An 11,968-nucleotide genomic window follows, 5' to 3' on the forward strand; every position below is an offset into this window, starting at 1 on the left:
TGCATGTCGCGAATCACCGAGTCGTTGAGCCGGTAGCCAAACGCCGTGCGCCGGTACGAGCGCACCACAAAGGCAAAATTGTACTCGCCCACCTGTCCCGGCGAGTTCCACACAATCTGGCCCGTACGCCGGTTTATCTCGAATATGGATGGATTACCCGGAATGCCGACCGGCGGCCCAGAAAAAGGCACTTGCGTACCATTTGTGCCAGATGCTAAATTATTTGGAAGACGGTACCCAGGCACCGGAGCCGGAGCCGGAGTGCAGTTTACAACTCCTCCAATTGTGCCGGCCTGCCGGCTAGGAGCCAGCACAAACACCAACGAGTCACCGTCGGGGTCGTAGGCGCCAGGGTTGTGCTGGAATACTTCTGCAACGGCGGCATTGTCAACGGCCGGCCGGGTCAGAATGGGCGAGCGGTTTACGCCTTGGCCAGGGTCGATGACGATACTGGTAGCAATATAAAACGACTGGTTGGCGGGGTCAATCATGTTGCGCACAGCCTGATTGCGGTTCTCCCCAATAAAGCTTACCAGATACCGCCCATTGGCATTATAGGTGTGCTCGAAATCGTAGGTGTAGCGCCGGATATCAGGAGCGTACAATACGTTGGCGTCGATGCCTTCTACCGTACAGGTGCCATCCCCGAAGTAGATATTGACTTGGTCCTGACCAGGGCAGCCCCCGCAGGTGGCTGGGTCACGGGCATACAATATCATCCGGAAGTACACCCGCCGAGGGTTGTTTTCATCAACTCTCGACTGAATGTCACCGGCCCGCAGGTGAGTGGCCTGGGCTTGGAATGTTAGGCTTAATAGCCCCACCAAAAACAATAATAATGGCCCCCGCCGGACCAAAGGAAGAAGTAATGAACGCAACATACGAGCAGCGAAAAGAAGGAGAGATTAGGAGCAGCCAGCAAAACCCGATATCAAGCTAACAATAATCAAGCCCGCGGGTTAGCATCATGAAGAGAATCTAGTGTATCTCTAACGGTGTAGCCGGAAGATTGATTCATGAGAATCAACGACAGAACCCCCAACTTTATTTGGATTGTTTCCTAGTAGACCGGCATGTACCTTTGGCTGCGTCAAATGACCCATTAAACTCCCATTCGCGCTTCTATGAGTTGGATTAACAACACGCTGTCCAGTAGCATTGGCCGCAAGATTATAATGGCCATTACTGGTCTTTTTCTTTGCTCTTTCCTTGTCGTGCACTTGATTGGCAACTTACAATTGTTCAAAGGTGACGGGGGCTTAGCATTCAACACCTATTCGCACTTCATGAGTACCAACCCGATGATTCGGGTAGCTGAAATTATTCTGGTAGCTGGCTTTGGTTTCCACATTTACGAGGCGCTTGTTTTAACGCGGCGCAACCAATCGGCGCGGGGCAATCAAAAATATGTGGTTGACCACATCGGGCAGAACAGCGACTGGAAATCAAGAAACATGGGCGTACTGGGTTCCGTGATTCTGGTGTTTCTGATTGTGCATCTCTACAACTTCTACTACCGCTACCACTACGAGCCCCTGCCTTTCGACTCGCAGAACAACAAGAACTTGTATGCGGTGGTAATGACTTCTTTCCAAACCTGGTGGTATGTGGCCCTCTACGTTCTGGCGCAGGTGGCGCTGTGCTACCATTTGCTCCACGGCTTTGCCAGCGGATTTCAGACTCTTGGTCTGAACCACCGCAAGTACACGCCGGTTATTAAGGCGGTTGGCTATGGCTTCTCCATCATTGTGTGTGCTGGATTCGCTGCTATGCCACTTTACTTCTTCATCTTCAAGTCCTAATCTGCCCAGCTGATGTTTCAGGATTCTAAAATTCCCGAAGGCCCACTAACCGAAAAGTGGGAGAAGCATAAGTTCAACGTAAAACTGGTTAACCCTGCCAACAAGCGTAAATACGACATTATTGTGGTAGGTACTGGCTTGGCGGGAGGTGCAGCAGCAGCTTCGCTGGCAGAGCTAGGCTACAACGTAAAGGCCTTCACGTACCACGATTCGCCGCGTCGGGCGCACTCGATTGCCGCGCAAGGTGGTATCAATGCCGCCAAAAACTACCAGAATGACGGTGACTCCGTGTTCCGTTTATTCTACGATACGATTAAAGGGGGTGACTACCGTGCCCGCGAAGCCAACGTGTACCGCTTGGCGCAGGTATCAGTAAATATCATCGACCAGTGCGTAGCCCAGGGCGTACCTTTCGCTCGTGAATACGGAGGGCTGTTGGCTAACCGTTCGTTCGGGGGCGCTCAGGTAAGCCGTACGTTCTATGCCCGCGGCCAAACCGGACAGCAGCTGCTGTTGGGTGCCTATTCGGCCCTGTCGCGCCAGATTGCTTACGGTAAGGTGAAAATGTACACTCGGTCCGAAATGCTGGACTTGGTAATTGTTGATGGCAAAGCCCGTGGCATTATCACTCGCAACCTCATCAACGGCGAAATCGAGCAACACGCGGCGCATGCTGTAGTGCTGGCTACCGGCGGCTACGGCAATGTGTTCTATTTGAGCACCAACGCCAAATATTGCAATGCTACCGCTGCTTGGCGGGCACACAAGAAAGGAGCTTACTTCGCCAACCCTTGCTTCACCCAGATTCACCCTACTTGCATTCCCGTATCCGGTGATTATCAATCGAAGCTGACGCTGATGTCGGAGTCGTTGCGTAACGATGGCCGCGTGTGGGTGCCGAAGACGGTGGAAATGGCCGAGCGCCTGCGCAAAGGCGAAGTGAAGGTCAGTGATATTTCTGAAGACGACCGTGACTACTTCCTGGAGCGCAAGTACCCTGCTTTCGGTAACCTAGTACCACGCGACGTGGCTTCGCGCAATGCCAAGCAGATGTGCGACGAAGGCCGCGGCGTAGGCTCATCAGGCTTGGCAGTTTACCTGGACTTTGCCGAAATCATCAAGCGTACCGGCGCCGATGCAGTGAGCCAGAAGTATGGCAACCTATTCGCCATGTACGAGAAAATCACTGGCGAAGACCCGTACAAGCAGCCAATGCGCATCTACCCAGCGGTACACTATACCATGGGAGGCTTGTGGGTTGATTATAACCTGCAAACTACGGTACCTGGCTTGTACGCTACTGGTGAGTGTAACTTCTCCGACCACGGCGCTAACCGCCTCGGGGCCTCCGCTCTGATGCAGGGCTTGGCCGATGGTTATTTCGTGCTGCCCTATACTATTGGTGACCAATTAGCCCAAACGCCTCCCACTCCGGTTACCACTCAGCACCCAGCTTTTGCTGAGGCTGAGGCTCAGGTACGGGCTCGGATCAACAAGCTAATGAGCATCAACGGTACCCGCACCCCCGACGACTTCCATAAGCACCTCGGGCACATCATGTGGGAGTACTGCGGTATGGCTCGCAACGCCGAAGGTTTGCGGCACGCTAAGGCCGAAATTCAGAAGCTTCGTCGCGAGTTCTGGAGTGATTTGAAGCTAACCGGCACTGAAACCGAGATGAACCAAGCTCTTGAGAAGGCCGGCCGTGTGGCCGACTTCTTGGAGTTGGGAGAATTGATGATTGATGATGCCTACAACCGCAACGAAAGCTGCGGTGGCCACTTCCGCGAGGAGTATCAGACACCGGAAGGTGAAGCTTTGCGCGACGACGAAAACTATGCTTACGTAGCAGCTTGGCAATTCAACGGCGAAGATCAGCCCGAGATTCTGAACAAAGAGGAATTGACGTTTGAAAACGTAAAGCTCACGCAGCGCAGCTACAAGTAAAACTGAATTATGAATTAGAAAGCATGGATTCTAAGCACGGCAGCCCCACATAGCTCACACTCAGCATCCATGATTTCAATTCATAATTTTTAATTCATAATTCATAATTCAGCAAATACAATGGCCGGAAGTAACCCTAACGCCAAACCAATGAACCTTACGCTGAAAGTGTGGCGGCAGAAAAACCGCAACACGACCGGCCAGATAGTAGACTACCAAGTGCGCGACATCTCTCCTGATATGTCGTTTCTGGAGATGCTTGACGTTCTCAATGAAGATCTGCTCCGCAAGGGCGACGAACCCGTTGCGTTTGACCACGACTGCCGCGAGGGCATTTGCGGCTCGTGCAACCTGTTCATCAATGGCCGAGCCCACGGACCTGAGGCGGGCACTACTACCTGCCAGCTCCATATGCGCAAGTTTTCTGATGGCGATACTATTACCATCGAACCTTGGCGCGCCAATGCCTTCCCAGTCAATAAGGACCTAAGTGTAGACCGTTCAGCCTTCGACCGGATTATCCAGGCTGGTGGCTATGTGAGCGTAAATACCGGTGGTGCTCCTGACGGCAACGAAATTCCTGTGCCTAAGGAAATTGCTGACCGCGCTTTTGAAGCTGCCACCTGCATTGGCTGCGGTGCCTGCGTGGCTTCGTGCAAAAATGCATCAGCCATGCTGTTTGTAAGTGCCAAAGTAAGCCAATTGGCTTTGCTGCCGCAGGGCAATGTAGAGCGCAAAACCCGCGTGGAAAACATGGTGGCGCAAATGGACAAAGAAGGCTTCGGAGCCTGTACCAACATTGGCTCCTGCGCTGCAGAATGCCCAGTTGGCATCTCCTTGGAAAACATTGCCATCCTGAACCGCGAATTCCTGACGGCCAAAGCCACTTCCAACAACTTGGCTTAATTTTTCAGCTAGTTGAAAGCTTAAAAAAGCGAAACGGCCTGCCGTTTCGCTTTTTTGTTTGTTAATCGGCTGGATGCTGTAAATATCCCGTTCTGACCTACCCTACTTGAGTATGATAACCGTCATTGTTGGTACCAACCGTATCAATTCGCGCGCCCGGCGCATTGCTGATTTGTATATAGACCTGCTGCGCGCTCAGGGTGCCGAGTGTCAATTGCTCGATTTGGCCCTGTTACCAGCAACCGTCAGTGTATCGGCCCTCTATCATAACACTGGTCAGGACAGTGAATTCAACACTTTAGCTGCCTTAGCTGCTGCCGCCGATAAGCTGGTGCTGGTAGTGCCAGAGTATAATTGCTCGTATCCGGGCGTCCTTAAAACATTTATTGATGGGCTGCCCTACCCTGGCGGCATCCGTGGTAAAAAAGCAGCCCTGATTGGGCTTTCCTCAGGCGGACAAGGCGGCCTGTTGGCTCTCAGTCATCTTTCTGATGTATTGATGTACCTAGGTACTACCGTAATGCCAGCGCGGGTGCGGCTGCCTTTCATTGATAAACACTTAAGCGAAGCGGGCGAACTAACGCACCCACTCTATCAACAATTGCTACAAGAGCAGGCCCAGCAACTTCTTGTGTTCTAGCAACTGCGTGTGCATGCACTGGCAGTCAAAAGTACATAATGCAGCTTGAGTTGAATCTTTTCAGGATGGGCAGCCTATATTTGCAATAGGCACCTCTCTTCACTCACCGTGGCGCGCTTTCTGTCCTTCTTCTTGGTTGGGTTACTCCTGCTCCAGACGTTCAGTCGGGAGCTGGTGGTGCTCGACTACCAGGTACACAAGGAGCGTATCACGGAACTGTTCTGCGTGAACAAGGATAAGCCGGCCTTGCACTGCAACGGCAAGTGCCACCTAGCAAAGCAACTGCGCAAAGCTTCCGACTCGGAAAGCAAGGTACCCGCAGCCGGCTTTGCCAAAGTGAAATATGACGTAGTAGTGCCGGTTACGTTTTACTTGCAAACTCCTGCTAGCATTACGCCTACTGCTTTGCGCTTTGCGCGGCCGTTGCCAACGCACTACGCTTTTACAGCAGAGCACAGCGTTTTTCGTCCTCCCGTTTTTCAAATTTAGCTTCAGGCTGCTTCGCTACTGTATGGCGAGGCTGCACTGGCAGGTGGCGGTAGTTCCGCGCCTAGCCGGCGCGTGCGGTTGCGCGCGCAGTTGAGTTATTCATTTGAAAACCGAGAACATGAAGTTTCTAAAGTATACCACCCTCTTTCTTTCGCTCCTTACCTTATCAGCAGCCGTTACCTCCTGTGATGACGATGACAGCCCTAGCTTGGGTGCAATTGATATGGAGTTTGAAAATGTAGCCGGTAGCACTGCTATACAGCTCAACAGTACTACACCATACACGACAGCGGCTGGCGACCAGTTCACCATCACTACGCTGCGCTATTATATTTCCAACATCAAGCTCAAGCGAGCTGATGGCACCGAATTCGTGCAGCCAGATAGCTACTATCTGATTGATCAAGGAATAGAAAGCTCACGGAAGTTCTCGATTCCTAATGTTCCCATCGGGGACTACAGCGGCATTACGTTTACCGTTGGGGTTGATAGTGTACGCAATGTTTCGGGGGCTCAAACCGGTGCCCTGTCACCTGGCGACATGTTCTGGACTTGGAACAGTGGCTATATCTACACGAAGCTCGAAGGCCGCTCCCCCCAGTCCTCTAATCTCAATGGTGGTATTATCTTCCACATTGGAGGCTTCAAGTCGCCGAATAACACCATCCGAACGGTGTCGCCGGCCATGAACAACAACATGATTCAGGTGCGAGAAGGCCGGACGCCTGAAGTGCATTTCAAAGCCGACGTGTTGAAAATGTTTACGGGTCCTAATACCATCCGCTTCGCGGCCAGCAATAACATAATGGGAGGACCGGACGCCGTGAAAGTTGCTAATAACCAAGCGGCGGGTATGTTCACCCTCGACCACATCCACGGTAATTAGGTAGGCCTCGCTTATGAAAGCGCGGCTTTCTTATCTGCTTTCCTGGATGCTACCCATCCTGCTGGGATTGGTGGTTTCGGGGTGTAAGCCGGACGCCGATGTGGTAGCAACAGAGGACGTGCCGGGCACTGTGGTGCCCGGCAACTTCCCTGAGCCAGTGTATGGGGCTGAAAAAAATCCGCCTACCCGTGCCGCCTTCGAGTTGGGCCGCTCCCTGTTTTACGATCCTCGTCTTTCCCGTACGGGCGAGGTGTCGTGTGGCAGTTGCCATCAGCAATTCGTGGCTTTCGCCCACGCGGGGCATCAGTTAAGCCACGGAGTAAACGACCGGCTTGGCACTCGCAACACCCCCGCACTACAAAATCTGCGCTGGAAACCGAACTTCTTTTGGGATGGTGGGCCTAGCAACATCGAAACGATGCCGTTGGCCCCCATTACCAACCCGTTGGAAATGGACGAGACGCTGGACAATGTGCTGCGTAAGCTCAATGCCGATGCCAGTTACCAGCGCCGCTTCAAGCAGGTATTTGGCGGCAATGGCCCCATCAATTCGTATCAGTTTCTGCGGGCCTTGGCGCAGTTCACGGCGGCTCTCACCTCCAGCAATTCCCGCTACGATAAGTACGCCCGCCAGGAATCGGGTGGTACGCTCACGACCAGCGAACTGCGTGGGCTAACAGTACTGCGCCAGAAATGCGGTAGCTGCCACGCAGGCGAGTTGTTTACCGACGAATCGTTCCGCAACAACGGACTGGACCGCCGGTTTCCGCTGGACTCGGGCCGGGCGCATATCACCGGCGGCCTGCGCGACGTTGGGCGCTTTAAGGTTCCGAGCTTACGCAATGTGGCCCTCACCGGCCCCTACATGCACGACGGCCGCTTCACAACCCTGGAAGCCGTGCTCGACCATTACGACCACGGCATGGTGGAGTCGGCCACGCTTGATCCACAGTTGCGGCGCTCTGGCCTGGAGCCGGGAATTGCGCTGAATCCTCAGGAGCGCCAGGATTTGCTGGCTTTTCTGCACACGCTCACCGACGAGCAATTTTTGCGCAACCCACAGCTAGCCGAACAGTAGCCGCCCTGGGCGTAACGGCGGCGCTAGTGCTGTTTGGTAGCCGCTCAAATAGGCGGGCTTACTAGCTGTGCCCTTTCTTTTTAATCGACTTTCATGAGAAAACTAGCTTTACTGATAGGCTTAGTATGGCTTGGTATAGTACCTGGCCGCGCATGCGACATTTGCGGCTGTTTCATGGGCATTACGCCCTACGACAACCAAAGCGGCGTTTCCTTGATGCACCGTTACCGTATTTTCAACGGCTATCAGCAGTACAACCAGCAAGCCAGCTTCTTTCCAGCGGGGGCCAAACCCTTCTTCCCAGCTACTGCCAACGGCGATAGTCCTGGGTATTCTCACTCACACAAAGGCGACCCTACCGACTTCGAGGCCTTTCGGGTAATGGAGTTGCGCGGCAAGTATTTTCTGGCGAAACGCTTGGAGTTAAATGCCTTCGTACCCTACGTAATGAACACCTCCCAGATCAATGGCCGGCAACTCAACCTAAGCGGCCTAGGCGACGTGACGGTGTTTGCAGGCTATCATCTGATTCGGGCCATTGAAACGGCGGGGGTGCAAAGCCGACTGATTGTGGGCGGTGGGCTTAAGCTGCCTACCGGCGACTTTCGGCGGGGTGAAGCTCCCGGACGGCGCTATCCGGTGCTCAACCAACCTGGCACCGGCACCACCGATGGATTTGTATACGCCAATTATATTGGCAGTTACCAAGGGTTAGGGCTGAGCGTAAACGGCAGCTACCGACGCGGCGCGGCCAACAGATTCGAGGAAAGCCTGGCTCCCGGAGTCACGGCATTTACAAACCTGTTTTACCGGCTTCCTCTCAACCAAAACTGGCAGCTATACCCATCAGCACAGTTTTTCTACGAGAAAACCAAGGGCGAACAGTTCGAGGGCAGGCTGACCGGGGAGCACGCCATGGACAACGCCCTGCTAGGACCGGGCCTAGATATCTACTACAAAAACTTGTCGTTGAATACCAGCGTGCAGTTTCCGGTGTACACCGCTACCACCGACCACCCTGCCAGCGCCGGGCGCTTGGTAATAGCTGTGGGCTATAGCTTCAAACAAAGCCGCTACTTGCTGAAGTAAAGCAGAACGATAAGCAGAAAGTTTACCATTGGATGTAAGAAAGATAGAACTGAATATTGTGGAGTGATTGTTGTTCCAATGAATCAGTATCTTAGAACCTACGCTTTTACTGCTTTCCTTATGCTTGCAAGCAATACCCGTAGAAATGCCAAGTTGCTGGTTTCGGCGCTGATCATGCTAACAATAGCTAGCTGCGAGAAAAAGACGCCGCAACCAGCTGCTCCTGCCGCTACGCCATACAACTTGGTGTTACCAACGCAGCTTCCACAGGCTGTAATTCTGCCCACCAACAACCCAATGACGGTGGAAGGGGTAGAGCTAGGCCGCAAGCTGTTCTATGAAGTAAAGCTTTCCAGCAACAACACGATGTCGTGCGGGAGTTGCCATCAGCAAAGCAAAGCCTTCACTGATGGCCGGGTGAAAGCCATTGGCGTTGATGGCATTGCCCACCAGCGCAACGCCATGTCGTTGGTGAATCTGCTGTGGGAGCCTAACCTGAACTGGGATGGCGCCGCCACCAGCCTTGAAACCCAGGCTCGTGTACCGTTGGAAAACCCTATTGAAATGCATCAGCGGCTGACTGATGGGGTAAGCAAACTTCAACAAACCAGCTTATACCCTCCACTATTTGCGGCGGCTTTTGGGTCTTCCACTATCACCGAGGATAACGTACTGAAAGCATTAGCCCAATTCGAGCGGACGCTTATTTCCTCGAACTCGCGCTATGAAAAGTCGCTGGTTCCCGGCGGCCCTGCCCTAACTCTGGACGAGCAGAAAGGCAAGATTCTTTTCTTTAATCACCCAGGCGAGAGTGGCAACTCGAATGCGCGCGGTGGCTCCTGCGACCATTGCCACAGTGGCAACAACTACTTGTTTACCTCTACCAATTTCACCACCCCGGGCGGAACCACGCAGTATTTCAACAACGGTTTGGCCCTATCTGCTGATTTAGGCCGCTTTGGAGTTACGAGAGTTGCCGCCGACCGTGGTAAGTTTCGGGTACCGACGTTGCGCAACATTGCGCTTACGGCTCCTTACATGCACGATGGCCGCTTCCAGACTTTAGAAGAAGTAGTAGACCATTACAACGAGCATATCGACATTAACACGGCCGACCCTATTTTGCTGGTGAGCAACCCCACCATCAACGGCAGCCTGGGCCTAATAAAACTTACGGCCACTGAAAAGCGGCAGCTTGTTGCGTTCCTGCGTACGCTCACCGATTCCACTTTCATCAAAGACCCGCGTTTCTCAAACCCTTTCTAATACTGTTCAGCATACTTGCCGACCCAGTTATTGGCTCCATTCTTTGCGGCTTTATGCGTCCTTTCTCAACGTGGGTTTTCCTGTTAGTACTAGCGGCTTCCCTCACGGCTTGCTCCTCCATGTCGTCTACGCGCCAACTGAGCCCCGACCGGGAGCCGGCCGTTCCCCACGGCCTACTCCTCTCCGATTCTGTTTCTCCCCCGCCAGATTCTTTGCGTTATCATTAGTTGAATTCAACAAAAAAGCCCTTCAGATAGTCTGAAGGGCTTTTTTGTTGGTGCTTGATTAGCTTGCTAATCCACGTTGTCGTGCAGGAAACGGTTGTCCCCTAGCAGTTCATTGTCGTCGGAGAGGTTGAAGCGGCTGATGTTGCGCTCCGATGAGGGCGTAACATTTTCCAGCTTCACCTGCCGCCGCAAGTAAGCCGGCGTTTCCAACTGGTCCTTGATGGCTTCATTCGACAAACCATTGCTCAACTCCTGCAAACGACGGCGGCGCTCTTCGGCCCGAGTATCGAGTGCGGGGCGGCCGGGCAACGGAGTAGCGGGCTGCGGCGCGTGATACACCACGGGGTCGGGTGCCGGCGTAGACGGGGCGGCCACTGGTGGCACTGGCCCAGTGTAAGGCGAGGTCTCCAGGTCGAACTTCACCGGCTGCGGCTCAGGGGCAGGCGGCGGTGGTGGCGTACTCGTGAAAGAAGGCACTACAGGAGCATTAGTAGCCTCCTGCCGGTCCTTATCAAAAATATTGATCTGCGGATCGGGCTGGGTTGCTTCCTGCTCCAACTCCCGGCTGCTGCTAAAAGGCGTAACCGTAATGGTGTGCGCCTCACGAGCGAAACCCGTAGCAATAACCGTCACGCGGATGCTCTGACCCAGCGTAGAGTCGATACCGTGGCCGAAGATAACCTCGGCGTTCTGCCCGGCTTTGTCCTGAATGCACTCGGTAATTTCCGTCAGCTCATCCATTTCCAGCTCGGCCTGGTCGCCGGACATGATGCTGAGCAGGATGCGCTGCGCTCCGTGAATATCGGTGTTGTTGAGCAGCGGCGAAGCCAGGGCCTCTTCCGCCGCCCGCTTGGCACGGTTCTCTCCTTCCGTAATGCTGCTACCCATTACGGCGGCGCCGCTGTCCTTCATCACCGTTTTCACGTCTTCGAAGTCCACGTTCACATCAGCCGTTACCGTGATGATTTCGGCAATGGACTTGGCGGCCGTACTCAACACGTTATCGGCCTTAGCAAAAGCCGAGCGAATGGGCAGGTTGCCGTAAATCTCGCGGAGCTTGTCGTTGAGAATTACCAGTACGGTGTCGCAGTTTTCGCTGAGTTCTTTGATGCCGTGCTCGGCTTGCTGGCGTTTCTTTTTACCCTCGAACATGAACGGCGCCGTTACGATGCCCACCGTGAGGATGCCTAGCTCTTTGGCTACTTTGGCAATAACCGGCGCGGCACCGGTACCGGTGCCGCCGCCCATGCCGGCCGTAATGAACACCATTTTGGTGCCATTGCTAAGCAGTTCCCGAATTTGCTCCCGGCTCTCAATAGCCGCTTGCTTACCCCGTTCGGGGTTGGCGCCAGCTCCAAGGCCTTCGGTCAGGTCCATCCCGATTTGCAGGCGGTTGGGTACCGTAGAAGATGCCAACGCCTGCTTGTCGGTATTGCAAATGACGAATTCCACGTCCTTAATGCCCTGGCCAAACATGTGGTTTACGGCATTGGAGCCGCCCCCACCCACGCCAATCACCTTGATGATGGACTTGGATTGCGCCGGGATGTCGAATTTATAATCCATGAGAGAAGTCAATTAAAAATTAAAAATTGAGAATTAAATATTCAGTGAACCGTAGCCATCAACCACTTATCA

11 protein-coding genes and 1 pseudogene are annotated in these 11,968 nt (G+C 53.7%); 10 read left to right on the forward strand and 2 right to left on the reverse strand.

Annotated features, from left to right (window positions below):
* A pseudogene (locus J0X19_RS21685) lies at window positions 1–881 on the reverse strand (hypothetical protein); the annotation flags it as partial.
* Between the two features lie 243 nt (window positions 882–1,124).
* On the opposite strand from J0X19_RS21685, the gene J0X19_RS21690 reads away from it, so the two are divergent.
* The 10 genes from J0X19_RS21690 to J0X19_RS21735 all read left to right on the forward strand — a co-directional run bounded on the left by J0X19_RS21690 (window position 1,125) and on the right by J0X19_RS21735 (window position 10,330).
* Window positions 1,125–1,802 carry a succinate dehydrogenase cytochrome b subunit gene (locus J0X19_RS21690; protein ID WP_206986514.1) on the forward strand — a complete coding sequence of 226 codons (678 nt, stop codon included), beginning with the start codon at window positions 1,125–1,127 and terminating at the stop codon, window positions 1,800–1,802.
* Window positions 1,803–1,814: 12 nt separating this feature from the next.
* A complete protein-coding gene (locus tag J0X19_RS21695) occupies window positions 1,815–3,749 on the forward strand; it encodes a fumarate reductase/succinate dehydrogenase flavoprotein subunit (protein ID WP_206986515.1) in 1,935 nt (644 codons plus the stop codon).
* Window positions 3,750–3,899: 150 nt separating this feature from the next.
* Window positions 3,900–4,655, forward strand: coding sequence for a succinate dehydrogenase/fumarate reductase iron-sulfur subunit (locus J0X19_RS21700; RefSeq protein ID WP_206986516.1), 756 nt, complete (start codon window positions 3,900–3,902; stop codon window positions 4,653–4,655).
* Window positions 4,656–4,767: 112 nt separating this feature from the next.
* Complete coding sequence (locus J0X19_RS21705; RefSeq protein ID WP_206986517.1) at window positions 4,768–5,295, forward strand: NADPH-dependent FMN reductase; 528 nt, start codon at window positions 4,768–4,770, stop codon at window positions 5,293–5,295.
* A gap of 108 nt (window positions 5,296–5,403) precedes the next feature.
* Entirely contained in the window at window positions 5,404–5,784 is a 381-nt protein-coding gene (locus tag J0X19_RS21710; protein WP_206986518.1) for a hypothetical protein, read from the forward strand.
* 223 nt (window positions 5,785–6,007) lie between these two features.
* A complete protein-coding gene (locus J0X19_RS21715) occupies window positions 6,008–6,670 on the forward strand; it encodes an MbnP family protein (RefSeq protein WP_206986519.1) in 663 nt (220 codons plus the stop codon).
* A 13-nt stretch (window positions 6,671–6,683) separates the two neighbouring features.
* Window positions 6,684–7,748, forward strand: coding sequence for a cytochrome-c peroxidase (locus J0X19_RS21720; protein WP_242583163.1), 1,065 nt, complete (start codon window positions 6,684–6,686; stop codon window positions 7,746–7,748).
* Between the two features lie 174 nt (window positions 7,749–7,922).
* On the forward strand, window positions 7,923–8,837 hold the full coding sequence (locus tag J0X19_RS21725; protein ID WP_206986520.1) for a hypothetical protein: 915 nt from the start codon (window positions 7,923–7,925) through the stop codon (window positions 8,835–8,837).
* 174 nt (window positions 8,838–9,011) lie between these two features.
* Window positions 9,012–10,103 carry a cytochrome-c peroxidase gene (locus J0X19_RS21730; protein WP_206986521.1) on the forward strand — a complete coding sequence of 364 codons (1,092 nt, stop codon included), beginning with the start codon at window positions 9,012–9,014 and terminating at the stop codon, window positions 10,101–10,103.
* Window positions 10,104–10,156: 53 nt separating this feature from the next.
* Window positions 10,157–10,330, forward strand: coding sequence for a hypothetical protein (locus tag J0X19_RS21735; RefSeq protein ID WP_206986522.1), 174 nt, complete (start codon window positions 10,157–10,159; stop codon window positions 10,328–10,330).
* A gap of 66 nt (window positions 10,331–10,396) precedes the next feature.
* Here the strand turns inward: J0X19_RS21735 and ftsZ are convergent, their stop codons facing one another.
* Window positions 10,397–11,896 carry a cell division protein FtsZ gene (ftsZ, locus tag J0X19_RS21740; RefSeq protein ID WP_206986523.1) on the reverse strand — a complete coding sequence of 500 codons (1,500 nt, stop codon included), beginning with the start codon at window positions 11,894–11,896 and terminating at the stop codon, window positions 10,397–10,399.
* Between the last annotated feature and the right edge of the window lie 72 nt (window positions 11,897–11,968).

This window comes from Hymenobacter telluris, from assembly GCF_017313265.1.
In the GTDB taxonomy this organism is placed as follows: domain Bacteria; phylum Bacteroidota; class Bacteroidia; order Cytophagales; family Hymenobacteraceae; genus Hymenobacter; species Hymenobacter telluris.